The organism is Variovorax sp. W2I14 (genome assembly GCF_050435205.1).
GTDB lineage: Bacteria > Pseudomonadota > Gammaproteobacteria > Burkholderiales > Burkholderiaceae_C > Variovorax > Variovorax paradoxus_C.
In genome coordinates this window covers 4,966,075-4,990,166 of sequence record NZ_JBNDJX010000001.1, presented here as the reverse complement: position 1 = coordinate 4,990,166, position 24,092 = coordinate 4,966,075, and the positions used below count along the sequence as shown (strand labels likewise).

Here is a 24,092-nt window from a genome sequence, read left to right as displayed (position 1 = left end):
TTCAGCCCAGCGCTTTCTTGTAGCGGCCTTCGACGAGGCGGTTGTAGCTCAGCATCACGATGAGGTTGGCAGCGAGCAGCGTGAGCGCGATGGCTGCACCGAGCGGCCAGTTCAGTTCGCTCAGGTACTCGTCGTACACCACTGTCGCGACCATCTTCAGGCGGCGTCCGCCGAGCAGCCCCGGAATCGCGAACGAACTCGCGGCGAGGCCGAAGACGATCAGGCTGCCCGAGAGGATGCCGGGCATCACCTGCGGCAGCACGATGCGTCGCAGCGTGGTGAATGGCGAAGCCTTGAGCGAGAGCGCCGCGTTCTCCACGCCCGCATCCAGCTTCTGCAGCGAGGTCCACACCGGGATCACCATGAACGGCAGCATCACGTGGACCAGCGCAACGATCACCGCGATCTCGGTGTAGAGCATCTTCACCGGCCCGATGCCCACGAGGCCCAGCAGCGAATTGACCGCGCCTTCGGGCCCGAGCAGCATGCTCCAGCCGAAGGCGCGCACCACCACCGACACCAGCAGCGGCGCGAGCACCACCAAGAGCAGGATCGAGCGCCACGGGTTGCGCATGCGGCTGAGCACATAGGCCTCGGGCGCGCCGATGACCACGCAGATCAGCGTGACCAGCGCCGAGATCCAGAAGGTGCGCCAGAAGATGCCGTGGTAGTACGAGTCGGTGAACACATGCGCGTAGTGCGCCAGCGTGAACTCGCCGGCCTTCGGCCCGGTGGCCGGGTCGTACACGTTGAACGACAGCACTGCGGTAAGCAGCAGCGGCACCACAAGCAGGGCAATGAAGAGCAGCAGCGCGGGGCCCGACAGCCACCACGGCGCCGCCTTGTTCTTGATGCCGCTCATGCCGCGACCGCCTCCTCGGCCGGCAAGAGCCGCGTGCAGTGCGCGGGCCAGTCGATGCCGACGGCGTTGCCTTCGTCCAGCGCATCGCGGCCGTCGTTGGGGCTCAGCACCATCAGGTCGCCGGCGGGCGTGGCGATGCGGTAGAGCCACTGGCTGCCGAGGAAGAAGCGTTCCTGCACCGTGCCGTCGAGCCGGCCGTGGCCTGCGGTGACCAGCTGGAGCTTTTCGGGCCGCACGCTCAGGAGCACCGCAGCACCGGACTTGAAGCCGTCTTCGTCGACCTGCACCGCAAGCGGGCCGACCTCGACGTTGCAACTGCCGGTGCTGCAGGTCGTCACGCGTCCGTTCAGCAGATTCGCCTTGCCCACGAAGGTAGAGATGAAGCGCGTGCTCGGATGTTCGTACACGCGGTGCGGATGGTCGATCTGCGTGGCGCAGCCGCCTTCCATCACCACCACGCGGTCGCTGATGGACATGGCTTCGCTCTGGTCGTGCGTGACCATCACCGTGGTGGTGCCGACCTTGCGCTGGATCTGGCGCAGCTCGAACTGCATCTCTTCGCGCAGCTTGGCGTCCAGGTTGGAGAGCGGCTCGTCAAGCAGCAGCACCGGTGGCTCGATCACCAATGCACGGGCGAGCGCCACGCGCTGCCGCTGGCCGCCCGAGAGCTCGCGCGGGTAGCGCGTGGCGTGCGCCTCCAGGTGCACCAGCGCCAGCGCCTGCTTCACCCGGTCGGCGCGCTCGGCCTTGGGCATCTTGCGCATCTCGAGGCCGAAGCTCACGTTGTCGGCCACCGTCATGTGCGGGAAGAGCGCATAGCTCTGGAACACGATGCCCAGTCCCCGCGTGTTGGCCTTGGCGTTCGTGATGTCCTTGCCCGCAAGTTCGATGCGGCCGCTGCTGACGGCCTCGAATCCCGCAATCATCTGCAGCGTCGTCGTCTTGCCGCAGCCCGAGGGGCCGAGCAGCGAGACGAACTCGCCCTTTTCGACGCTGAGGTTCATCGCCGACACCGCGCGGGTGCTGCCGTAGAACTTGGTCACGTCGGTAAGCCGTAGGAATGACATGGAAGCGCCTTTCGTGGGGGACCCAAGGATGGCGTGCGACACCTTGGTGCAGGCCATGGACTGCTGAGTACTTTCAATTCACTCTATTGCAACGATTGCGCCAGAACGCCTCGGGTATTCCATTAATCAGAATCTTTCTACGATTTATTCCATTAATTGGAATATCATCGCCAAAATCGATCCAGAGAATTCCACGGGAGCAAGGTATGGAAAGCAATTCGGAGGCAGCTTCGGCGTCGGCCGTGTCCAGCGGCGGCGTGCCGCGCGTCTTTTCGGTGATCCGCGCGCTCGGCGCGGTGCAGGCCGAAGGCGGCCGGGTGACCCAGATCGCACGGTCCGTGGGCTTGACGCAAGCCACCACGCACCGTTTGCTGCAATCGCTCATGGCCGAAGGCATGGTCGAGCAGGACGAGCGCACCAAGCTCTATCGCCTCGGCATCGATTTCTTCGCGCTCGCGGCGAGCGCGGGCAACCCCGGCGACCTGCGCTCGATCTGCCGGCCGGTGCTGCTGCGGCTGTGCGCGAGCCTGGGGGACAGCATCTTCCTGTTGGCGCGCAGCGGCTTCGACGCCGTCTGCCTGGACCGCAGCGAAGGGCCGTTTCCGATCCGCTCGTTCACCGGCGACATCGGCGGGCGCATCGCGCTGGGCGTGGGGCAGGGCGCACTCGCGATCCTGGCCTTCCTACCGGAGGCCGAGCGCGAAGAAGTGATCCGCTTCAATCTCTCGCGGGTGCGCGAGTACGGCGTGTACGACGAGGTCTATCTGCGCACCGAGATCGAGCGCGTGCGTCAGCAGGGTTATGCGGGGCGCAACACCGGGCTGCTCGAAGGCATGGCCGGCGTGGCGGTGCCGATCCTCGACCGCGAAGGCCGTGCGGTGGCCGCGCTGAGCGTGGGCACGATTGCCGACCGGCTCAATGCGGACCGCATGCCGACGGTGGTGGAACTGCTCAAGCGGGAAGCCGCGGCCATCGGGCCGAAGATCAATCCGTTCGATGCGACGCTCCGGCGGCCGGCGCAGAGCCTCGCGGGCTCGCCGGGCGGCCAGAGGATCCCGTTGCCCGAGGCGCCCGGGGCGGGCTGATCACTTCAGCTTGCGGTCTTCGCTCTTGGCTTCTTCCATCGCCTCGGGCTCCAGCTCCTCGGCATAGCGGTTGAAGCGGATGAAGAGGCCCCAGCCCGCCATCAGCAGCCCGACCGCGCCCAGCATCGTGGCGGCATGCAGCATCAGCTCGGGCGCCTCGCGCGCCTTGAAGGTCGCGACCAGCCCTTCGACCGCGACGGCCACGACGATGACGACCATGAAGCGCGAGAGAAAGCGCCGCACACGGGTCGGCGCGCTGATGTGCGCCTCGCGCAGCACTTCTTCCTCGAGCACAGTCTGCGAGATCTGCAGCGCGACCACGCCGGCCGCCAGCACGCCCACCGCTTCGATGATGGCCTCGGCCGTCGGAAGGCCCAGGCCCTGCATCACGGCGCCCCAGCCGGCACGCGCCGCGATCACGACCAGCACGATCGAGGCGACGGCGAACGCGAGCGCCATCAGCGCATGGATCGCGGCGTAGAGGGCGTGGATGAGCTTCATGGCGCTCCGGGCGGTGAAGTGAAGGTGCGGAATCTTCAGCGCGCACCGGCGCGCCGTGCGTAGGCGCGCAGCCCGACGCGCGGGGAGCGAACGCCGAGTTCATTCCGCAAACGCATCAAGTCCTTCCTTTTTTTCACTAGGCAAGCGCGCGGGATTCGCAGATATTGGCCGCATTTCCCCGGCCTCCTGTTGCCTTTCTTCTTCTCCCTCCTTCCCGGAGCGCGCCCATGTCCGAAGCCCAAGCCATCCTCCCTGTCCCCACCGAAGTCGAACAACTGCTGCAGCGCCTGGGCGTGCCCCGCATCGCCCACACCGGTGGCGAGCTGACAGTGCGCTCGCCGGTCAGCGGCGAGGTGATCGCACAGGTGCCGCAGACCGTGGCCGTGGAAGCCAGCGCCACCATCGGCCGCGCCCACGAGGCCTTCAAGGCTTGGCGCAATGTGCCGGCGCCGCGCCGCGGCGAACTGGTGCGCCTCCTGGGCGAAGAGCTGCGCGCCGCCAAGCGCGACCTGGGCCGCCTCGTCACGCTGGAGGCCGGCAAGATCCCGTCCGAAGGCGCGGGCGAGGTGCAGGAAATGATCGACATCTGCGACTTCGCGGTCGGCCTCTCGCGCCAGCTCTACGGCCTCACGCTGGCCACCGAGCGCGCCGAGCACCGGATGATGGAAACCTGGCATCCGCTGGGCGTGTGCGGCGTGATCTCGGCCTTCAACTTCCCGGTGGCCGTGTGGTCGTGGAATGCGGCGCTCGCGCTGGTGTGCGGCGATTCGGTGGTGTGGAAGCCGTCCGAGAAAACGCCGCTCACCGCACTGGCCGTGCACGCCATTGCGCAGCGCGCCATCGAACGTTTCGGCGATGCGCCCGAAGGCCTGCTCGGTTTGCTGCTGGGCCAGCGCGACATCGGCGAAGTGCTGGTGGACGACCACCGCGTGCCGATCCTTTCGGCCACCGGCTCCACGGCGATGGGCCGGCAGGTCGGGCCGAAGCTCGCTGCGCGTTTCGCCCGCGCCATTCTTGAACTCGGCGGCAACAACGCCGCCATCGTCACGCCCTCGGCCGACCTGGACCTCACGCTGCGCGGTATCGCGTTCTCGGCCATGGGCACGGCGGGCCAGCGCTGCACGACGCTGCGGCGTCTCTTCGTGCACGACAGCGTGTACGACCAGCTCGTGCCCAAGCTCGCGAAGGTCTACGGCAACGTGCAGGTGGGCGATCCGCGCGAGGCCGGCACGCTGGTCGGTCCACTGATCGACCGCGCGGCCTTCGATGGCATGCAGAAGGCACTGAGCGAAAGCCGCGAGCTTGGCGCCAAGGTGCACGGCGGCAGCCGCGTCGACGGCATCGGCACGCAGGACGCCTACTACGTGCGCCCCGCGCTGGTGGAGCTGAAGTCGCACGACGGCCCGGTGCTGCGCGAGACCTTCGCGCCCATCCTCTACGTGGTGCGCTACAGCACGCTCGACGAAGCGATCGAATGGCACAACGCGGTGGGCGCGGGGCTGTCGTCGTCGATCTTCACGCTCAACGTGCGCGAGGCCGAGCGCTTCATGTCGAGCGCCGGTTCGGATTGCGGCATTGCCAACGTCAACATCGGCCCGAGCGGTGCCGAGATCGGCGGCGCCTTCGGTGGCGAGAAGGAAACCGGTGGCGGGCGCGAAGCAGGCTCGGACAGCTGGAAGGCGTACATGCGCCGCGCGACCAACACCATCAATTACTCGACGGCATTGCCCTTGGCGCAGGGCGTGACCTTCGACATCGGCGACTGATTGACCCCGGACCGTTGTTCCTGCCGCGCAGCGTTCGCTGCAGCGGCAAGGCAACGGCCGCGCGCATCCAAGAAAAACCACCAGGAGACAGAGAAGATGAAGAAGCAACTGAAGACCCTCGCCACCGCAGCGCTGCTCGCGCTCGTTTTCGGCACCACAGCCACCGCGCAGCAGGCCCCGACCGGCGGCACGCTCGACAAGATCAAGGCGAGCGGCAAGGTCGTGCTCGGCGTTCGCGAAGCCTCGCCGCCGATGGCCTACATGCTGGGCGCGGGCGAGAAGTACGTGGGCTATCACGTCGAACTCTGCGAGCGCGTGCTGAAAGACATCACGCCGAATGCGAAGCTCGAATACATGGCGGTGACCGCGCAGAACACCATCCCGCTGGTGCAGAACGGCACGCTCGATATCGGCTGCGGCCCCACCACCAACAACACCGCGCGCCAGCAGCAGGTGGCCTTCGCGCTCACCACGTATGTGAGCGAAGTGCGCATGGCGACCAGGGTCGATTCGGGCATCACCACGCTCGACCAGCTCGCGGGCCGCAACGTGTCGGCATCGACCGGCACCACCGCTGTGCAGTTGCTGCGCAAGCGCGAGCGCGCGCAGAACGTTTCGTACAACACGATGCTCGGCAAGGACCACCTGGAGAGCTTCCTGCTCATGGAGTCGGGCCGCGCCGATGCCTTCGTGCTCGACGACAACCTGCTTGCCGGGATCATCGCGAACTCGAAGAACCCTGCGGCTTACCGCATCGCCGGCGAGGCGCTGGGCTCCGAGCCGATCGCGCTCCTGTTCCGCAAGGACGACCCGGCCTTCAAGACCGCGGTGGACGAGTCGCTGCGCAAGCTCATGAAGAGCGGCGAGCTCGAGAAGATCTACACCAAGTGGTTCGTGGCCGCGATTCCGCCGAAGAACACCAGCCTCAACCTGCCGATGAGCCCGGCGCTCAAGCAGTTGCTGCTCGAACCCAACGACAAGCCATTGGAAGCCTACGCCAAGTGACAGACGCCGCCGTGTTCTCGCCGGCGCAACGTGTGCGCGCCATCCACGTCTCGGAGATCCTGCGCATCACCGACCATGCGCAGGCGCTCAAGCGCGCCGGTCGCCCGGTGATCGTGCTCGGTGCCGGCGAGCCCGACTTCGACACGCCCGAGAACATCCGGCATGCGGCCTCGCAGGCGATTGCGCGCGGCGACACGCGCTATACGGTGCTCGACGGCAGCCCTGCGATGAAGGCGGCCGTGCAGCTCAAGTTCAAGCGCGACAACGCGCTGGACTTCGCGCTCGACGAGATCAGCGTGAGCGCGGGCGCCAAGCAGGTGATCTTCAACGCGCTGATGGCGAGCCTGAATCCCGGCGACGAAGTGATCCTGCCCGCGCCGTACTGGACGTCTTACGCAGACATCGTGCAGATCTGCGGCGGCGTGCCGGTGTCGGTGGCGTGCGGCGAGGAGAACGGCTTTCGCCTGACCGCGGCGCAACTGCATGCAGCGATCACGCCGCGCACGCGCTGGCTGTTTCTCAACTCGCCGTCGAACCCGAGCGGCGCGGCCTACAGCGCGGCGCAGCTCAAGCCGATCACCGATGTGCTGCTCGATCACCCGGGCGTCTGGGTGCTGGCGGACGACATCTACGAACACATCCTCTACGACGGCCTTGCCTTCGCGACACCGGTGGCCGTCGAGCCGCGGCTCTGCGAACGCACGCTCACGGTGAACGGCGTGTCCAAGGCCTATGCGATGACCGGCTGGCGCGTGGGCTACGGCGCCGGGCCGCGCGCATTGATCGCGGCGATGGCCGTGGTGCAGAGCCAGTCGACCTCGTGCCCCTCGTCGGTGAGCCAGGCCGCGGCGATCGAGGCGCTCACCGGGCCGCAGGGTATCGTGGCCGAGCGCTGCGCATCGTTTCAACAGCGCCGCGACTTCGTCGTGGCCGCGCTCAACCGCACGCCGGGCCTGCACTGCCGCGTGCCCGAGGGCGCCTTCTACACATTCGCGAGTTGCGCCGGCGTGCTCGGCAAGCGCACCGCCGCGGGCGCGCTGCTGCAGTCCGACAGCGACTTCTGCCGCTACCTGCTGCAGGACTTCGACGTGGCCGTGGTGCCGGGCAGCGTGTTCGGGCTCGCGCCGTATTTCCGCATCTCGTATGCGACGTCGATGGCGCAGCTCGAAGAGGCGTGCGCGCGCATCACCGCCGCCTGCGCCGCGCTCACATGACCCCGCATTTCTCCCTCCCCTCGCGGGGGAGGGTAGGGGTGGGGGCTCGCGGCGTATCCATCGCTGTCGGCGAATCCAACGCCGCTTGCCCCCATCCCTGCCTTCCCCCGGAAGGGGAAGGAGCGAATACCAAGACCTTCATTGCATTGGACACAGCATGACTTCCTCCCGCACCGGCGGCCAGATCCTGGTCGACCAGCTCATCACCCACGGCGTGCAGCAGCTCTTCTGCGTGCCCGGCGAAAGCTTCCTGGCCGTGCTCGACGCGCTGCACGATGCATCGATCGACGTGACGGTGTGCCGGCAAGAGGGCGGCGCGACGATGATGGCCGAGGCGCAGGGCAAGCTCACCGGCAAGCCCGGCATCTGCTTCGTCACGCGCGGCCCCGGCGCCACCAACGCGGCAGCGGGCGTGCACATCGCGCACCAGGACTCGACGCCGCTCCTGCTGTTCGTCGGCCAGGTCGCGCGCGATGCGATGGGTCGCGAGGCCTTCCAGGAACTGGACTACGGCGCGGTCTTCGGCACGATGGCCAAGTGGGTCGTGCAGATCGACGATCCGGCGCGTGTGCCCGAACTGGTGTCGCGCGCCTTCCATGTCGCGACCTCGGGCCGCCCCGGTCCGGTGGTGATCGCGCTGCCCGAAGACATGCTGACCGAAGCCGCCGTGGTGGCCGACGCGCTGCCTTATGCGGTGACCGAAACCCATCCCGGCGCGGCGCAACTGGCCGAGCTGCAGCAGCGGCTGTCGCAGGCGCAGCGGCCGGTCGTCATCCTGGGCGGCAGCCGCTGGTCCGAAGCCGCGACGCAGCAGTTCGCGCAGTTCGCCGAGGCGTATGCGCTCCCGGTGTACTGCTCGTTCCGTCGCCAGATGCTGATGTCCGCCGAGCACCCCTGCTACGCGGGCGACCTGGGACTCGGCGCGAACCCGCGCATGCTGGCGCGCATCCGCGATGCGGACCTCGTGCTGCTGGTGGGCGGGCGTCTTTCGGAGGTGCCGTCGCAGGGCTACGAGCTGTTCGCGATTCCGCAGCCGAAGCAGGCGCTGGTGCATGTGCACGCCGATGCCGACGAGCTCGGCAAGCTCTACCGACCGGCGCAGGGCATCCATGCCACGCCGCAGGCTTTCGCGGAAGCGGTGTCCGCGCTGCGTCCGGCGTCGGCGCCAGCGTGGGAGGCCGAGACCCAGATCGCGCGCGAAGAATTCCTGCGCTGGAGCGACCCGGCCCCCATCCGCATTCCCGGCCCGCTGCAGATGGGCGAGGTCATGCAGCACCTGCGCGAGGTACTGCCGGCCGACACCATCTTCTGCAACGGCGCGGGCAACTTCGCGACCTGGGTGCATCGCTTCTGGCCGTTCCGCGCGTTCGCGAGCCAGCTCGCGCCGACCAGCGGCTCGATGGGCTACGGCCTGCCGGCCGGCGTCGGTGCCAAGCGGCTGTGGCCCGAACGCGAGGTGGTCGTGTTCGCGGGCGACGGCGATTTCATGATGCACGGGCAGGAGTTCGCCACTGCCGTGCAGTACGGCCTGCCGCTCCTCGTGGTGCTGCTGGACAACGGCATGTACGGCACGATCCGCATGCACCAGGAAAAGCACTACCCCGGCCGCATCAGCGCCACGCAGTTGAAGAACCCCGACTTCCGCGGCTATGCCGAGGTGTTCGGCGGCCACGGCGAACGCGTGACCACGACGGAAGAGTTCGGCCCCGCACTCGCGTGTGCGCGGGCGAGCGGCAAGCCGGCGATCCTGCATTGCCTGCTGGACCCGGAGGCGATCACGCCGGCCAGCACGCTGCAGTCGATCCGCAAGGCTGCGCTGGCGGCGAACTGAAGCGTTGTTCGGGGCGGCCCTTGCCGGCCGCACCCCGAACCAACGGTCAGCCGTTCAGCCGCTCAGACCATCCACCGCCTGGAACATCGCCTGCCGCGCCTGGCTGACGATCTGCCCCCGCCAGGCGTCAGTGTCCGTATAGAACGCCTCGACCATCCGCGCACGGATGCCGTCGGCGAGGTCGGCCGGCGCATCCGGGTGCTTGTGCAGCCAGTGGTCGGCGCGGAGGGCACCCGTCACTTCGAGGATGGGCAGCGTGCCGTATTCGAGTGCGATGCCGGTGTATTCGGCCTTCGGGCATTCCTCGTAGACGGCGTCCCACATCAGCCCGCGCAGCAGCGCCGAAGTCGATGAACCGTCGTAGATCGACGTGACGGGCGCCGCGGGCGTGCCCCACCAGGCGTTGGCGCGGGCATAGGCGGTCTTGTCGTCCTTGCCCGCGTAGATGCGCTCGCCCAGGCCGTTGGGGCCGAGTCCCGTGTGCAGGTCGATCCAGGCGATGTGTTTGGCGTTGCCCGCGTGGCGGCGCAGCACGCCGCGGAGGGTCTTGTTGCTCCAGGTGGGCGCCTTGCCGCCGAAGAACAGGCCATCGTCGAACTGGTACTGGCCGCTGGTAACGGCCGCTTGGTACGCAGTGGTGCCGTGCTTCTCGATCCACTTCTCGACCGCCGCCTGGTTCTCGGGCGTGGGCGGCCAGGTGTCGGGCAGCAGCAGCGGATGCAGCTTGGCGTAGGGTTCGTTGACCGGCACCGGCTGCGAGAAGTCGATGAAGTTGCGGTTCAGGTCGACGTTTTCGTGCGTCACGCGCCGGCCGTACGAAAAGCCGTGCGGGTTGAGCGCGTGCACGTAGAGCACCGCCACGCCCTGCGCCTTGGCCTTGTCGCGCCACTCGGCATCGTGCAGCGCGAACACCTGCACGCCGCTGCCGCAATGGCCCTCGACGCCGTGGCAGGCGCTCGTGACGAGCAGCAGGCGCTCGGCGTTCGCATCGCCGTCCAGCGCCACGTCCATCGACAAGTCTTCGCCGTCGCGGCCCTTGAGCGGATGTGCATGCGGCTCGACGGTGAGGCCCGCGCTCACGCAGCCTTGCAGGAACTTCTGGCGCGCCTGGGCGTAGCGCGGCGAAAAGGCCTCGCCGATGCCGATCATGAGACGTTGCCGCCGGGCTTGTTCAGGAACTGCTCGGCGATCTGCACCCAGCAGGTGGCGCCCAGCGGGATCAGGTCGTCGTTGAAGTCGTAGCTCGCGTTGTGCAGCGTGCAGGGGCCTTCGCCGTGGTGCACGTCGCGGTGCGTGCCGTCGCCGTTGCCGATGAAGGCATAGGCGCCGGGCTTGGCCTGCAGCATGAAGGCGAAGTCTTCGGAGGTCATGGCGGCCTCCTGCTTCAGCACGTTCTCGGGGCCGACGATGCCGGCCATCACGTCGCGCGCGAAGTGGGCCTCGGCCTCGGTGTTGATGGTGGGCGGGTAGTAGCGCTCGAAGCGGAAGTCGCAGGTCGCGTCGTGCGCCGCGCAGATGTGCTCGGCGATCTGGCGCATCTTGGCTTCGATCATGTCGAGCACCTCGATCGAGAAGGTGCGCACCGTGCCCGACAGCTCGCAGTTGTCGGGAATCACGTTGTTGGCTTCGCCCGCATGGATGGTGGTGACCGAGATCACGGCCGAATCGGTCGGCTTCATCTTGCGGGTGAGCACGGTCTGGAAGGCCTGCACGATCTCGCAGGCGATCGGCACCGGGTCGATGCCGGTCTGCGGCAGTGCGGCGTGGCCGCCCTTGCCGATCACGTTCACGAAGAACTTGTTGCCCGAGGCCATCACCGGGCCGGGGCTCACGGCGAACTGGCCGGCCTTCATGCCGGGCCAGTTGTGCATGCCGAAGACGGCATCCATGGGGAACTGCTCGAAGAGCCCTTCCTTGATCATTTCGCGGGCGCCGCCGCCGCCTTCTTCGGCCGGCTGGAAGATCAGGTAGACGGTGCCGTCGAAATTGCGGTTCTTCGCCAGGTGCTGGGCGGCTGCGAGCAGCATCGCGGTGTGGCCATCGTGGCCGCAGGCGTGCATCTTGCCGTGGTGCTTGCTGGCGTGGGCGAAGGTGTTGAGCTCGGTGACGGGAAGCGCGTCCATGTCGGCGCGAAGGCCGACCGCGCGGCTGCTGGTGCCGTTCTTGACGATGCCGACGACGCCGGTGGTGCCCAGGCCCCGATGGATGGGAATGCCCCATTCGGTGAGCTTGCCTGCCACCACATCGGCGGTGCGGACTTCCTGGAAACAGAGTTCGGGGTGGGCGTGGAGGTCACGTCGGACGGCGGCAATGCCGGCCGCCTGCGTGACGAGCGAATCGATGAGTTTCATAGGACACAGTCTAGGCTTTGCCGAATGCGCCGCAAAGACCGTGCCGGGTAATTACGCACTCCCCCAGGCTGCGCGCACTTCGTGTCGCTTCTCCTTCCCCCTCGCCGGGGGCGACACCTGCGGCCCGACAAAGCCGGTTCCGCGGTGTCCCTCGAAAAGAGCCAAACGGCTCAGCGGCCCATGCTCTTGAGGTACTCGGTACGCGCGGCGATCGCGGTATCGGTGAAGTCGGTGAAAACGCCGTCCACGCCGAGCTTGTAATAAATCGCGTACTCGTTCTTGCCGTCCTTGTTGTAGTCCGCGGCCAGTCGGCGCGACTCGTTGCGGAAGGTGAAGGGGTGCACGAAGAGGCCCGCCTTGTGGGCATCGGCGATCAAGGAGGTGGGCGAGACCGAGGTGGCGTCGGCGTCGTTGACCTTGCCGTCCTTGTTCACATCGATCGGCTTGCCGTCGGGGCCGATGCTGCCCTTGATGGTCACGATGTAGCGCTTCCACGGGCCGATGCCGTCGGCATAGGTCTTGATCTCGGCCAGGCCCGCGGGCGTGACCATGACGTCGAAGTTGCGCGTGTCGCCGGCCTTGGTCCATTCGTAGGGGCGGTCGACCGGAATCGCATAGGTCATGGCGCCGGTCTTCATGTCGATGCCGTCGCCGTCGATCAGCTGGATGAGCCTGGTGTTCAGGCCCTTGGCCTTCATGTATTTGAGGCTCCCGGGCTCGAACGACTGCACGTAGATCGGCGCGGTCTTGCTGTTCCAGCCGGCCGCGGTGATGGCGGCGACGACCTTGTCTTCCATCGGCATGCCGAGGTCACGGAAGTAGGTCGGGTTCTTGGTCTCGGGATAGATCGCGATGGTGCGGCCGGTTTCCTTGGACTTGGCCTTGGCGAAATCGATGATCTCCTGGAAGGTCACGATCTTGAACTTGCCGTTGAATTCCTGCGGGCGCTCGGCGTCGGTCGAGATGCCGCCCAGCGTCTTGATCTCGGCCAGCGTGAAGTCGTTGCTGAACCAGCCGGTCTGGGTTTCGCCGTCGACCTTGATGGTCTTCTTGCGCGAGGCGAAGCGGGCGTGCTTGGCCACGTCGGTGCTGATGGCCAGGTTGGGGTCGTGGCGGGCGATGAGCACGCCGTCCTTGGTGGAGACCAGGTCCATCTCGATCACGTCGGCACCCAGTTCGATGGCTTTCGCGTAGGCCTCCAGCGTCTGTTCCGGCAGGTAGCCCGAGGCGCCGCGGTGGGCGATGACCAGCGGCGGATTGCCGTCGAGCGTCAGCAGCTTGGCGGGACCCGAGGGGCCGGTGCTGCCGCAGGCGGCCAGGCACAGGGCGGCGGTGGCGGTCAGTGCGATCTGAAGGGTGCGCATGGTTTTTTTCTCCATCCAAAAGAGGCGCAGGGTACCCGCTCCCGATGACAGCCGGGACAACCGCGGACGCGGGGCATCGACTTCTTGGACAATCTGTTGCATGCCCCACACGCTTTCCCCCCAAAGCCTCGCGCTGGCCCAGTCGCTGGTGCGCATGAACACCGTCAGCGAGAACAGCAACCTGCAGCTGATCGACCTCGCGCAGAGCCACCTCGCCGCCCTCGGCGTGAAGAGCCGCATCACCTACAACGCCGAGCGCACCAAGGCGAACCTCTTTGCCACGCTGGGCGAGGGCAAGCCGGCCGGAGTCATCATTTCGGGGCACACCGATACGGTGCCCTGGGACGGCCAGGACTGGAGCGTCGATCCGCTCTCGGCCGTGGTGCAGCACGAACGCCTCTACGGCCGCGGTTCGGCCGACATGAAGAGCTTCATCGCCATCGCGCTCTCCAATGCCAAGCGTTTTCTTGAAAGCGACTCGCCCTTCGCGGTGCACTTTGCCTTCAGCTACGAGGAAGAAATCGGCTGCTTCGGCGTGAAGGAACTCATCGCCGACATGCGCGATGCGGGCATCAAGCCGCTCGCCTGCATCGTGGGCGAACCCACCAGCATGGTGCCGGCCATCGCGCACAAGGGCGTGTACCGCTACAAGTGCTGCGTGCGCGGCAAGGAGGCGCATTCGTCGCTCACGCCCAAGTCGGTCAACGCCATCGAGATGGCTGCGCGCGTGATCGGCAAGGTGCGCGACATGGCGGAAGACTTCGAGCGCAGCGAGCCGCGCTACGAGGGCTTCGATGTACCCTTCAGCACCGCGAGCGTGGGCCAGTTCCACGGCGGCATCGCCGACAACGTGGTGCCGCGCGATGCCGAGTTCCGCTATGAATTCCGCGACCTGCCCACGGCCGACGCCAAGCGCATGCAGTCCGACGTGCTGGCCTATGCGGCGGGGCTCGAGCCCGCGATGAAGAAGGTGGCGCCCGATGCGGGCTTCAAGTTCGAGACGATCTGCGAGATACCGAGCTTCCTCGGCGCGGCGAACGATCCGGTCACGCTGCTCGCGCAGCGCCTGGCGGGCGAGGACCGCACCACGTTGGTGGCCTTCGGCACCGAAGCGGGCCTGTTCAAGAACGCCGGCATCCCCACGGTGGTGTGCGGCCCGGGCAGCATCGAGCAGGCGCACCAGCCCGACGAGTTCGTGAGCCTGGAGCAACTCGCGCGCTGCGAGCTGTTCATGGAACGCCTCGCCACTTCGCACACCATTGGCTGAAGAAGACCCAAGCAGCGCCGCGCTGCGGCGCATGAAGCGCGTCGCGCTCGGCCTCTTGTGCGCGGCGGCGCTGCTTTACGCGCTGGCGAGCGTGCTGCACGCGCAGCATCCGGCCTGGGGCTATGTGGCCGCGTTCGCCGAGGCCGCGATGGTCGGCGCGATTGCCGACTGGTTCGCGGTGGTGGCGCTGTTCCGCCATCCGCTGGGCCTGCCGATTCCGCACACCGCGATCATCCCGAGCAACAAGGACCGCATCGGCGCGAAGCTCGCGGGCTTCATCTGCAACAACTTCCTGAGCACCGAACAGGTGCTCGCCAAGCTGCGCGAGTTCGACACCGCCGGCCGCATCGCCGACTGGCTCGCGCGGCCCGCGAGCGGCGAGAAGCTGGGCGAATGGGGCGTGGCCGCCACGCGCTACGGGCTCACCGCCTTCGACGACGACCGCGTGCGCGACTTCATGGGCCGCGCGGCCGCAGCGGGCCTCGAGAAGATCGACCTCTCGCGCCTCACCGGCCAGGCGCTCGATGCGCTCACCGCGGGCGGCCGCCACCAGGCGCTGCTCGACGACGTGCTGCACCAAGTGGCGGGCCTGCTCGAAGGCGACGAGGTGCAGGCGCACATCACCGAAGCCATCGCGCGCGAGATCAAGACGCTGCGCTACGTCGGCCTCGACCAGGTCGCGGCCAAGCTCGCCACGCGCAAGATCGTGGCCGCCGTCGCGCACACCATCGGCGAACTGGCCGCCGAGCCCGACCATCCGATGCGCAAGCGCTTCGACCATTTCGTCGACGATTTCGTGGTGCGCCTGAAGCTCGACCCCGAGTTCCAGCAGCGCGGCGAGCAGATCCGCGCCGAGCTGATGGCGCATCCCGCGCTCGGCGACTACCTGCACGGGCTCTGGGGCGAACTGCTCGCGTGGCTGGACGGCGACCTGCGCCGCGGCGATTCGACGATCCGCCAGCGCATCGCATCGATGGCCGGCGCGCTCGGCACCCGGCTGCAGGCCGACGACGCCATCCGCCACTGGATCAACGAGCAGATCGAGGCCGCCGCGCCCCTGGCGATCGAGCGCTATCGGGAGGACATCCGCCGTTACATCGAGGAGCGGGTCGGCGAGTGGAACGCCGAGGAGATGACGGTGGAACTGGAGCGCCACATCGGGCGCGACCTGCAGTTCATCCGCATCAACGGCACGCTGGTGGGCGGGCTCGTGGGGCTTGCGATCCACACCATCACGCAGTTGCTGCGCGGCTGAGCGGCCCTTGATCCGCGGGTAATCCGCAGCGGACGAAAGTCCGCATGTCGCGGAAGAGATCGCGCCACGGCCCCGGGCTCCTTCTAGACTGCGCGCGCATTCACAAGAAGGAGAAGACATGCCCCGTGGCTCGTTCCGCAGCGCTGCTGCGCTGGTCGCCGTGCTCGCCCTGCTGGGCGCCTGCAGCACCGTTGCACCGCTTTTGCCCTCGCCCACGCCCGCGATTCCGACGTCTACGCCGCCCTTGCCGTCGCCAACGGCGACCGGCCGGCCCGCCTCGTGGACCGCGCCCGAGGCGCTGGTGCCGCCGTCGTCGTTTTCGGGTGTGCACGGCCTGGCCATCGATGCCAAGGGCCGGCTGCTCGCGGGCTCGGTGCTCGGCAACACGCTGTGGGAAGTCGACCGCACCACCGGCGCGGCCAAGGTGCTGATCGACGCGCCCGAAGGCCAGGCCGACGACATCGCGGTCGGCCCGCAGGGCGAGCTGGCGTGGACCAACTACCTCATGGGCATGCTGCGCTACCGCGAGAGCGACACCGCGCCGATGCGCGTGCTCGCCAAGGACCTGCCCGGCCTCAACTCGCTGGACTTCGACCGCAAGAACGGCAAGCTCTACGCCTCGCAGGTGTTCCTGGGCGATGCGCTGTGGGAAATCGACCGCGCCGGCCAGAAGCCGCCGCGGCTCATCAAGAAGGACATGGGCGGCTTCAACGGCTTCGAGGTCGGGCCCGACGGCCTGCTCTACGGGCCGCTGTGGTTCAAGGGCCAGGTGGTGAAGATCGATCCGGCGAACGGCAACATGACCGTGATTGCCGATGGCTTCAAGATCCCGGCCGCAGCCAACCTCGACGGCAAGGGCAACCTGTGGGTGGTCGATGCGCGCAGCGGCGAGCTGGTGCGGGTCGAGCTCGCCACCGGCAACAAGACCGTCGCCAAGCAGCTTCGGCCCTCGCTCGACAACCTCGTCATCGCGCCGGACGGCACGATCTACGTGTCGAACATGGCCAACAACGAGGTGCAGGCCTTCAACCCCGCCACGGGCGACCTGCGCACCCTCACCAGCGGCAAGGTGGCGGTGCCCGCGGGCCTGAAGATCGACGGCAACGACCTCTGGGTGGCCGACGTCTTCGGCTTCCGTCAGGTGGACGTGCGCACCGGCGAAGTGCGCGACGTGTTCCGCATGCAGCGCGAGCCGGAGCTCGACTATCCCTTCGCGGTCGGCCTCTCGCCCACGCGCTTCGCGCTGACCTCGTGGTTCACCGGCACGGTCCAACTGGTCGATCGCCAGACGCTCAAGACCATCACAACCATCCACGGCCTGAAGGCGCCGTTCGATGCGATCCCCATGCCCGACGGCAGCGTGATCTATGCCGAAATCGCGACCGGCAGTATCACGCGGGCCAGCGGGCCTAAGTTCGCAGAAAAGTCAGTGCTTGCTAGTGGATTGAACGGCCCGGTGCAGATGGTCCTGGGCCAGGACGGCGCGCTCTACGTCACCGAGGCAGCCGGCAAGCTGCTGCGCATTCCGCTCGATGCCAGCGCGCCGCTGCGCACCATCGTCGACGGCCTCGCGCTGCCCGAGGGCGTGGCACAGACGCCGTGGGGCACCTTCATCGTGGCCGAGAGCGCGGCGGGGCGGCTCGTGGAAATCGACCCGGCCAATGGCACCCGCCGGACCATCGCCGAGAACCTGCCGATCGGCCTCGCGCCCGGGCCCGGCCTCCCGCCGCCGTACGTGGTCACCGGCGTGGCCGTGGGTGCCGACGGCACCGTCTATGTGAGCGCCGACCGCAACAATGCGATATATCGAATCCGCGCCGTAAGGTAGGGTAACGATAAGTACAGATTTCTATTTACTTTTAAAAACAAATATTACAAACTGGCCGGGACGCCGCTCTGGTGCCCCGGTCACATCCGTTTTTCCGGGGTTTTGCAGGCGTTTGGCTCTGAAAGGAAAAACGCATGACTCCCCTCGTCGTAGGCCAGTTGCTGTCGCCCGAGTACTCGCTGGGGTTGGTGGCGCTTTCATTCCTCATCTCGTTCGCGGGATCGCTGGTGGCGCTGATCTGCGCGGGCCGCATGGTCAACGCGGACGGCAAACCCAACCTCGCCCTCGTGGCCTGCGCCGCGGTGGCGCTCGGTGGCATCGGCATCTGGTCGATGCACTTCATCGGCATGCTGGCCTACCGGTTGCCGGTGGCCATTTCGTACAACATGCCGCTGACGATCGTGTCGCTCGTGGCGGCGATCCTGATCTCCGGCATCGCCCTTTACCTGGCCGGTGGCAGGCGCAAGTTCAGCAAACCCGGCTGGGCGGCCGGCAGCCTGCTGGCAGGCATCGGCGTCTGCGTGATGCACTACATGGGGATGTTCGCGATGAACATGCGCGCCACGATGGAGCTCGACATGGGGACCGTCGCGCTGTCGGTGGTGATCGCAATCACCGCCGCCGCGGCCGCCTTGTGGCTGGCCTTCAACCTGCGCAAGTTGAGCCATCAGATCGGCGCCGCCGCGGTGATGGGCGTGGCGGTCTGCACGATGCACTACGTAGGCATGACCGCCGCCAGCATGATCTGCACGGCCGCGGCGCCGACCGATGCGCTCGCCATCGGCGGCAGCTACATGGGCCTGTCGGTGTTCGGCACGGCCGGTGCGGTGCTGATCTTCATCTACTGGGTGGCCACCGGCAGCAGCCTCGACGCCCCGACGCCGCAGCGCGCCCGCCCCCGCACCAGCTAGTTGGCGCAAGCGGGCGGAAGGCCCGGTCCCTACAGTCTGTGCAGAGCGAAAAACCAGCGACCTGCACAGACCCCATGCCCGTCATCGAATCCCGGCTGTCATCGGCCAGCGACACCTTCCAGGCCAACCGCACCGGCATGCTCGCGCTGCTGGACCAGGTGCGTGCGCACGAGGCCCGCGCCGCGGCCGCCTCGGGCGCCTCGGCCGAGCGCTTTGCCAAGCGCGGCCAGCTCTTGCCGCGCGAGCGCATCGCGCTGCTGCTGGACACCGGCGCGCCCTTTCTTCCGCTGGCCTCGCTCGCAGGCCTCGGTCATGACAACCCCGATCTTTCGAAGAGCGTGCCCGGCGGCGGGTTGATCTCCGGCATCGGCCAGGTCGCGGGCGTGCGCTGCATGGTGAGCGCCTCCGATTCGGGCATCGACGCCGGCGCGCTGCAACCGATGGGCCTGGACAAGCAACTGCGCGTGCAAGAGATCGCGTTGGAGAACAAGCTCCCCTACGTGCAGCTGGTCGAAAGCGCCGGCGCCAACCTCATGCAGTACCGCGTGCAGGACTTCGTGCGCGGCGGCAGCATCTTTCGCAACCTCGCGCGGCTCTCGGCGGCGGGGCTGCCGGTGGTGACGGTGACGCACGGCTCTTCGACCGCGGGCGGCGCCTACCAGACGGGTTTGTCGGACTACATCGTGATGGTGCGCGACCGCACCCGGGCCTTTCTCGCGGGGCCGCCCTTGCTGAAGGCCGCCACCGGCGAGATCGCGACCGAAGAAGAACTCGGCGGTGCCGTGATGCACACCCACATCTCGGGCCTGGGCGACTACCTCGCCGAAGACGATCGCGACGCCATCCGCATCGCGCGTTCGATCCTCGGCGGCATCGACTGGACCTGCGACGAAGCACCGCGCGCCTTCACGCCGCCGCGCTACGACGCCGAAGACCTGCTGGGCGTCATGCCGAGCGACGGACGCCGGCCGGTGGACATGCGGGAGGTCATCGCGCGCATCGCCGACGGCTCCGAGTTCCTCGAATTCAGCGAGCACTACGGCAGCGCCACCGTCTGCGGCCACATCCGGATCGAAGGCCATGCGGTGGGCATCGTCACCAACAACGGCCCGATCGACTCCGACGGCGCGACCAAGGCCACGCACTTCATCCAGGCCTGCTGCCAGTCGCGCACGCCCATCGTCTACCTGCAGAACATCACCGGCTACATGGTGGGCCGCGCGCACGAGGAGGCCGGCATCATCAAGCACGGCGCCAAGATGATCCAGGCCGTGACGAATGCGACCGTGCCGCAGATCACGCTGTACTGCGGCGCCTCGTACGGCGCGGGCAACTACGGCATGTGCGGCCGCGGCTTCGCGCCGCGCTTCTGCTTCTCGTGGCCGAATGCGCGCACCGCCGTGATGGGCGGCGAGCAGGCGGCCAAGACCATGGCCATCGTCATGGAGGCCGGCATGGCGCGCAAGGGTGCGGTCGACACCGCGAAGATCGATGCGATGCAGCAGCAGATCGTCGAGCGCTTCGACCGGCAGATGAGCGTGTTCACCACCAGCGCGATGCTGCTGGACGACGGCGTGATCGATCCGCGCGACACGCGTGCGGTGCTGGCCGAGGTGCTGTCGGTGTGCCGCGATGCCGATGCGCGCGTGCCGCAGGCGATGCAGTTCTCGGTGGCGCGGCCATGAAGGGATTCAACAAGATCCTCATCGCCAACCGCGGCGAAATCACGGTGCGTGTGATGCGCACCGCCCGCGCCATGGGCTATCGCACCGTCGCTGTGTATTCGAGCGCCGATGTCGACGCGGAACATGTGCGGCAAGCCGAGCAGGCCGTGTGGATCGGTGAGTCGCTGCCCGCGCAGAGCTACCTCAACATCGCCGCGATCATCGAGGCCGCACGTGCGAGCGGCGCAGAGGCCGTGCATCCCGGCTACGGATTTCTCGCGGAGAACGCGGAGTTCGCACAGGCCTGCCGTGATGCCGGCTTCGTCTTCATCGGTCCTACGCCCGAAGCCATCCGCGCGATGGGCGACAAGGCGGGCGCCAAGCGACTCATGCAGGCGGCCGGCGTGCCGTGCATTCCCGGCTACCAGGGCGAAGACCAGAGCCAATCCACGCTCGCAGCCGAAGCCGCGCGCATCGGCTGGCCCGTGATGATCAAGGCGACCGCCGGCGGCGGCGGTCGCGGCATGCGGCTCGTGCCAACAGCTGCCGCATTTGCCGACCTGCTGCAGAGCGCGCAGTCCGAAGCGCTCAACGCTTTCGGCGATGCGGCCGTGATCCTGGAGCGCGCGATCGTCGCGCCGCGCCACATCGAGATCCAGGTGTTCGCCGACCGACACGGCAATGCCATCCACCTCGGCGAGCGCGACTGCTCGGTGCAGCGGCGGCATCAGAAGGTGATCGAGGAATCGCCGTCGCCGGCCGTGTCTGCTGAATTGCGCGAACGCATGGGCGCGACCGCCGTCGCCGCGGCAAAAGCCATCTCGTACGAAGGCGCGGGCACGCTCGAATTCCTGCTCGATGCCGGCGGCCAATACTGGTTCATGGAAATGAATACGCGGCTGCAGGTGGAGCATCCGGTGACGGAGGCGGTGACGGGGCTCGACCTCGTCGAGTTGCAGTTGCGCGTCGCCGCCGGAGAGCCATTGCCGCTCACTCAGCAGGACGTGCAGATGAACGGCCACGCGATCGAAGTGCGCCTGTGCGCCGAAGACCCGCAGCAGGGCTTCATGCCGCAGAGCGGCACGCTCGCTGCATGGCGGCCGTCGCCGGCTCTTCGCATCGAACACGCGCTGCGCGATGGCGCCGAAGTGCCGGCGTTCTACGATTCGATGATCGCCAAGCTGGTGTCGCACGGCCGCACGCGCGACGAAACGAGGCAGCGTCTCGTCGCAGGCGTGCAGGACACTGTGGCGCTCGGCATCGCGACCAACCAAGAGTTTCTGCAGCGCGCGCTGTCGCATCCGGTGTTTGCCGAGGGCGCGGCGACGACGGCCTTCATCGCCGAGCATGCCGAGGCGCTGCTCGCGCCTGACGCCGGAACGGAAGGCCGTGCCGCGTTGCTGGCTGCGCTGCTGCTTCAACTCGGCGAGCGCGGTTGGCCTTCACCGCTTGCGCACACGCTGCCCAACGCACTGCGCTTTTCGCTCAACGGCGAGGTGCATGCGGCACGCATGACGCCGCAAGGCGCAGGCCGTTTCGATGTCGCACTCGATGCAACCACACCCGAGCGCATCGAACTGCTTGCGCTGCCCGCTGACGGCGTCGTGCGCTTCTCATGCGGCGGTGTTTCCGGGCAGGCCATGTCGGTGCGCAAGTCCGCCACGCACCTGTGGATTCATTTCCGCGGCCAGGCCTTCGAACTCGAGAACCTCACGCATGTGGCGGTGCCCCGCGCCGGTGCTGCGGGCGGCGATGGCCTGCTGCGCGCCTCGATGAACGGCCGCGTCATTGCGCTGCTGGTCGCCGAGGGGGACACGGTCGCTGCCGGCCAGCCCCTCGTCACGCTCGAGGCGATGAAGATGGAGCACGTGCATTGCGCGCCGCGTGCAGGCCGCGTCGCAGCGCTGCATGTCGCGGTGGGCGCGCAGGTGGCCGCGCGCCATGTGGTGGCGGAGATTGCCGAGGCATGACGCGGCGCACCGTCTTCCCGATTTCCTGAAAGCCATTCGAATGAACGCCTCTTCCCGCTACCGCTCCGTGTTCTCGCCCGGCCTGTTCGATGGACAGGTGATCGTCGTCACTGGCGGCGGCTCGGGCATCGGCCGCTGCACGGCGCACGAGCTCGCATCGCTCGGCGCGCAGGTCGTGCTTGTCGGCCGAAATGCCGAGAAGCTGCAGCAGGTACAGAAAGAAATCGCTACCGCCGGCGGAAAGGCCATCACCCAGGCCTTCGACATCCGCCAGGAAGAAGCTGTGCGCGCGGCGATCGCAGAGGTCGTTGCGGCACACGGCCGGATCGACGGCTTGGTCAACAACGCGGGCGGCCAGTACATCACGCCGCTCGCCGCCATCTCGGCCAAGGGCTGGGAAGCGGTGATCCACACCAATCTCACCGGCGGCTTCCTCGTGGCGCGCGAATGCTTCGTGCAGAGCATGCAGGCGAACGGCGGCGCCATCGTCAACATCGTGGCGGACATGTGGGGCTCGATGCCCAACATGGGCCATAGCGGTGCGGCGCGCGCGGGCATGGTGAGCTTCACCGAGACAGCCGCGCTCGAATGGGCCGCGAGCGGCGTGCGCGTGAACGCGGTGGCACCGGGCTACATCGCATCGAGCGGCATGGACCACTACCCGCCCGAGGCTGGCGACATGCTGCGCGCGATGCGCAAGACCGTGCCCGCAGGCCGCTTCGGCAACGAGGCTGAGACCTCCGCGGCCATCGCCTTCCTCTTGAGCCCGGCGGCGAGCTTCATCAGCGGCAGCGTGCTGCGCGTGGACGGCGCGCGGCCGCAGGTGCGCATGGGCTGGCCGATGGCGCTGCCGGATGCAGCGGCGCAGCAGCGCCCGGCAGTGCGGCCGTTCGACGGCTTCCATCTGGCGCAGACGCCCCGCGTGTTCCAGGACAAAGAAACGAACGATTGATTGATTGATTGACTGATCGGAAACAAGCGACATGCAGTACACCCACGAACATCTCGAGATCCAGAAGACGCTGCGCCGCTTCATCGATGACGAGATCAACCCGCACGTCGACGAATGGGAAGCGGCCGAGATCTTCCCCGCACACGAGGTCTTCAAGAAGCTCGGCAACCTCGGCATGCTGGGCCTGAACAAGCCCGAAGCCTTCGGCGGCGCCGGCCTCGACTACTCGTACGCGATGGCGATGGCCGAGGCGCTCGGCCATGTGAGCTGCGGCGGCGTGCCGATGGCCATCGGCGTGCAGACCGACATGTGCACACCCGCGCTCGCACGCTTCGGCAGCGACGAGCTGCGCCGCGAATTCCTCGCACCCGCCATCGCGGGCGACACGGTCGGCTGCATCGGCGTGAGCGAGCCCGGCGCGGGCAGCGACGTCGCGGGTTTGAAGAGCCACGCGCGCAAGGACGGCGACGACTACCTCATCAGCGGCCAGAAGATGTGGATCACCAACAGCCTGCAGGCCGACTGGATGTGCATGCTGGTCAACACCAGCGACGGCCCCGTGCACCGCAACAAGTCGCTGGTGATGGTGCCGATGAACAGCCCCGGCATCGAGAAGGCCAAGAAGATCCGCAAGATCGGCATGAACTCAAGCGATACCGGGCTCATCTACTTCGACAACGTGCGCGTGCCGCAGCGCTACCGCATCGGCGACGAGGGCCAGGGCTTCGTCTACCAGATGCAGCAGTTCCAGGAAGAGCGTCTCTGGGCCGCCGCCAGCTCGCTCGAACCGATGGAAGACTGCATCGCGCAGACCATCGAATGGGCGCAGCAGCGCCACATGTTCGGCGGCACGCTGGCCGACCAGCAGTGGGTGCAGTTCAAGCTGGCCGAACTCAAGACCGAAGTGGAGGCACTGCGCGCGCTCACCTACCGCGCCTGCGACCTGCATGTGCAGGGCGAGGACGTGCTCGAACTCGCCTCGATGGCCAAGCTCAAGACGGGGCGGCTCACGCGGCAGGTGTCGGACACCTGCCTGCAGTTCTGGGGCGGCATGGGTTTCACGCTGGAGAACCGCGTGTCGCGCCTGTACCGCGATGGCCGCCTCGGCTCGATCGGCGGCGGTGCGGACGAAGTGATGCTCGGCATCCTCGCAAAGACGATGGGCATCGCCAAGCGGCCGCCGCGCGGTTGAGGCTGGC

19 protein-coding genes are annotated in these 24,092 nt (G+C 67.6%); 13 read left to right on the top strand and 6 right to left on the bottom strand.

Going from position 1 to position 24,092, the window contains the following annotated elements:
* Window position 1 precedes the first annotated feature (1 nt).
* Both QF040_RS23235 and QF040_RS23230 read right to left on the bottom strand, forming a co-directional pair.
* Complete coding sequence (locus QF040_RS23235; RefSeq protein WP_429613000.1) at window positions 2-862, bottom strand: ABC transporter permease; 861 nt, start codon at window positions 860-862, stop codon at window positions 2-4.
* Window positions 859-1,929, bottom strand: coding sequence for an ABC transporter ATP-binding protein (locus tag QF040_RS23230; protein WP_429612999.1), 1,071 nt, complete (start codon window positions 1,927-1,929; stop codon window positions 859-861). The genes QF040_RS23235 and QF040_RS23230 overlap by 4 nt, the downstream gene beginning before the upstream one ends.
* A gap of 206 nt (window positions 1,930-2,135) precedes the next feature.
* Here QF040_RS23230 and QF040_RS23225 point away from each other — a divergent pair, with 206 nt between their 5' ends.
* A complete protein-coding gene (locus QF040_RS23225; RefSeq protein ID WP_429612998.1) occupies window positions 2,136-3,014 on the top strand; it encodes an IclR family transcriptional regulator in 879 nt (292 codons plus the stop codon).
* On the opposite strand, the gene QF040_RS23220 is transcribed toward QF040_RS23225, so the two are convergent.
* A complete protein-coding gene (locus QF040_RS23220; protein WP_307684169.1) occupies window positions 3,015-3,515 on the bottom strand; it encodes a hypothetical protein in 501 nt (166 codons plus the stop codon). It lies immediately after the preceding gene.
* Window positions 3,516-3,742: 227 nt separating this feature from the next.
* Here QF040_RS23220 and amaB point away from each other — a divergent pair, with 227 nt between their 5' ends.
* The 4 genes from amaB to QF040_RS23200 all read left to right on the top strand — a co-directional run bounded on the left by amaB (window position 3,743) and on the right by QF040_RS23200 (window position 9,331).
* Complete coding sequence (amaB, locus tag QF040_RS23215; protein WP_429612997.1) at window positions 3,743-5,281, top strand: L-piperidine-6-carboxylate dehydrogenase; 1,539 nt, start codon at window positions 3,743-3,745, stop codon at window positions 5,279-5,281.
* 96 nt (window positions 5,282-5,377) lie between these two features.
* Window positions 5,378-6,286, top strand: a complete 909-nt coding sequence (locus QF040_RS23210) for an amino acid ABC transporter substrate-binding protein (RefSeq protein WP_429612996.1) — start codon at window positions 5,378-5,380, stop codon at window positions 6,284-6,286.
* Window positions 6,283-7,500 (top strand): pyridoxal phosphate-dependent aminotransferase, encoded by a 1,218-nt coding sequence (locus tag QF040_RS23205; RefSeq protein WP_429612995.1) that lies wholly within the window; start codon window positions 6,283-6,285, stop codon window positions 7,498-7,500. Before QF040_RS23210 ends, QF040_RS23205 begins: the two co-directional genes overlap by 4 nt.
* Before the next feature lie 157 nt (window positions 7,501-7,657).
* Window positions 7,658-9,331, top strand: coding sequence for a thiamine pyrophosphate-binding protein (locus QF040_RS23200; RefSeq protein ID WP_429612994.1), 1,674 nt, complete (start codon window positions 7,658-7,660; stop codon window positions 9,329-9,331).
* Between the two features lie 54 nt (window positions 9,332-9,385).
* Here QF040_RS23200 and QF040_RS23195 read toward each other — a convergent pair whose 3' ends face one another.
* The 3 genes from QF040_RS23195 to QF040_RS23185 all read right to left on the bottom strand — a co-directional run bounded on the left by QF040_RS23195 (window position 9,386) and on the right by QF040_RS23185 (window position 13,046).
* Window positions 9,386-10,480: a M14 family metallopeptidase gene (locus tag QF040_RS23195; protein WP_429612993.1), complete on the bottom strand. Its 1,095-nt coding sequence runs from the start codon at window positions 10,478-10,480 to the stop codon at window positions 9,386-9,388.
* The gene (locus QF040_RS23190) at window positions 10,477-11,682 is read right to left on the bottom strand and encodes a M20 aminoacylase family protein (protein ID WP_307604636.1); all 1,206 of its coding nucleotides are present in this window, start codon (window positions 11,680-11,682) and stop codon (window positions 10,477-10,479) included. The genes QF040_RS23195 and QF040_RS23190 overlap by 4 nt, the downstream gene beginning before the upstream one ends.
* Before the next feature lie 170 nt (window positions 11,683-11,852).
* Entirely contained in the window at window positions 11,853-13,046 is a 1,194-nt protein-coding gene (locus QF040_RS23185) for a glycerophosphodiester phosphodiesterase (RefSeq protein WP_429612992.1), read from the bottom strand.
* A 100-nt stretch (window positions 13,047-13,146) separates the two neighbouring features.
* Here QF040_RS23185 and argE point away from each other — a divergent pair, with 100 nt between their 5' ends.
* From argE to QF040_RS23145, 8 genes are all read left to right on the top strand, one after another.
* A complete protein-coding gene (gene argE / locus QF040_RS23180) occupies window positions 13,147-14,313 on the top strand; it encodes an acetylornithine deacetylase (RefSeq protein WP_013538799.1) in 1,167 nt (388 codons plus the stop codon).
* The gene (locus tag QF040_RS23175) at window positions 14,306-15,568 is read left to right on the top strand and encodes a DUF445 domain-containing protein (RefSeq protein ID WP_429612991.1); all 1,263 of its coding nucleotides are present in this window, start codon (window positions 14,306-14,308) and stop codon (window positions 15,566-15,568) included. The genes argE and QF040_RS23175 overlap by 8 nt, the downstream gene beginning before the upstream one ends.
* A 118-nt stretch (window positions 15,569-15,686) precedes the next feature.
* Complete coding sequence (locus QF040_RS23170; RefSeq protein WP_429612990.1) at window positions 15,687-17,396, top strand: hypothetical protein; 1,710 nt, start codon at window positions 15,687-15,689, stop codon at window positions 17,394-17,396.
* Window positions 17,397-17,530: 134 nt separating this feature from the next.
* The gene (locus QF040_RS23165; protein ID WP_429612989.1) at window positions 17,531-18,307 is read left to right on the top strand and encodes an MHYT domain-containing protein; all 777 of its coding nucleotides are present in this window, start codon (window positions 17,531-17,533) and stop codon (window positions 18,305-18,307) included.
* Between the two features lie 74 nt (window positions 18,308-18,381).
* Window positions 18,382-19,992 carry an acyl-CoA carboxylase subunit beta gene (locus QF040_RS23160; RefSeq protein ID WP_429612988.1) on the top strand — a complete coding sequence of 537 codons (1,611 nt, stop codon included), beginning with the start codon at window positions 18,382-18,384 and terminating at the stop codon, window positions 19,990-19,992.
* Window positions 19,989-21,941 (top strand): acetyl/propionyl/methylcrotonyl-CoA carboxylase subunit alpha, encoded by a 1,953-nt coding sequence (locus QF040_RS23155; RefSeq protein ID WP_429612987.1) that lies wholly within the window; start codon window positions 19,989-19,991, stop codon window positions 21,939-21,941. Before QF040_RS23160 ends, QF040_RS23155 begins: the two co-directional genes overlap by 4 nt.
* 40 nt (window positions 21,942-21,981) lie before the next feature.
* On the top strand, window positions 21,982-22,893 hold the full coding sequence (locus QF040_RS23150) for an SDR family oxidoreductase (RefSeq protein WP_429612986.1): 912 nt from the start codon (window positions 21,982-21,984) through the stop codon (window positions 22,891-22,893).
* Window positions 22,894-22,924: 31 nt separating this feature from the next.
* The gene (locus QF040_RS23145) at window positions 22,925-24,085 is read left to right on the top strand and encodes an acyl-CoA dehydrogenase family protein (protein WP_429612985.1); all 1,161 of its coding nucleotides are present in this window, start codon (window positions 22,925-22,927) and stop codon (window positions 24,083-24,085) included.
* The last annotated feature ends 7 nt before the right edge of the window (window positions 24,086-24,092 follow it).

Excerpts from the sequence above, each read along its gene's own strand:
- QF040_RS23145 (WP_429612985.1), top strand. The coding sequence starts at position 22,925 with ATGCAGTACACCCACGAACATCTCGAGATCCAGAAGACGCTGCGCCGC.
- QF040_RS23230 (WP_429612999.1), bottom strand. The coding sequence starts at position 1,929 with ATGTCATTCCTACGGCTTACCGACGTGACCAAGTTCTACGGCAGCACC.
- QF040_RS23185 (WP_429612992.1), bottom strand. The coding sequence starts at position 13,046 with ATGCGCACCCTTCAGATCGCACTGACCGCCACCGCCGCCCTGTGCCTG.
- QF040_RS23155 (WP_429612987.1), top strand. The coding sequence starts at position 19,989 with ATGAAGGGATTCAACAAGATCCTCATCGCCAACCGCGGCGAAATCACG.
- QF040_RS23210 (WP_429612996.1), top strand. The coding sequence starts at position 5,378 with ATGAAGAAGCAACTGAAGACCCTCGCCACCGCAGCGCTGCTCGCGCTC.
- argE (WP_013538799.1), top strand. The coding sequence starts at position 13,147 with ATGCCCCACACGCTTTCCCCCCAAAGCCTCGCGCTGGCCCAGTCGCTG.
- QF040_RS23235 (WP_429613000.1), bottom strand. The coding sequence starts at position 862 with ATGAGCGGCATCAAGAACAAGGCGGCGCCGTGGTGGCTGTCGGGCCCC.
- amaB (WP_429612997.1), top strand. The coding sequence starts at position 3,743 with ATGTCCGAAGCCCAAGCCATCCTCCCTGTCCCCACCGAAGTCGAACAA.
- QF040_RS23165 (WP_429612989.1), top strand. The coding sequence starts at position 17,531 with ATGACTCCCCTCGTCGTAGGCCAGTTGCTGTCGCCCGAGTACTCGCTG.
- QF040_RS23160 (WP_429612988.1), top strand. The coding sequence starts at position 18,382 with ATGCCCGTCATCGAATCCCGGCTGTCATCGGCCAGCGACACCTTCCAG.
- QF040_RS23200 (WP_429612994.1), top strand. The coding sequence starts at position 7,658 with ATGACTTCCTCCCGCACCGGCGGCCAGATCCTGGTCGACCAGCTCATC.
- QF040_RS23195 (WP_429612993.1), bottom strand. The coding sequence starts at position 10,480 with ATGATCGGCATCGGCGAGGCCTTTTCGCCGCGCTACGCCCAGGCGCGC.
- QF040_RS23220 (WP_307684169.1), bottom strand. The coding sequence starts at position 3,515 with ATGAAGCTCATCCACGCCCTCTACGCCGCGATCCATGCGCTGATGGCG.
- QF040_RS23190 (WP_307604636.1), bottom strand. The coding sequence starts at position 11,682 with ATGAAACTCATCGATTCGCTCGTCACGCAGGCGGCCGGCATTGCCGCC.
- QF040_RS23225 (WP_429612998.1), top strand. The coding sequence starts at position 2,136 with ATGGAAAGCAATTCGGAGGCAGCTTCGGCGTCGGCCGTGTCCAGCGGC.
- QF040_RS23170 (WP_429612990.1), top strand. The coding sequence starts at position 15,687 with ATGCCCCGTGGCTCGTTCCGCAGCGCTGCTGCGCTGGTCGCCGTGCTC.
- QF040_RS23150 (WP_429612986.1), top strand. The coding sequence starts at position 21,982 with ATGAACGCCTCTTCCCGCTACCGCTCCGTGTTCTCGCCCGGCCTGTTC.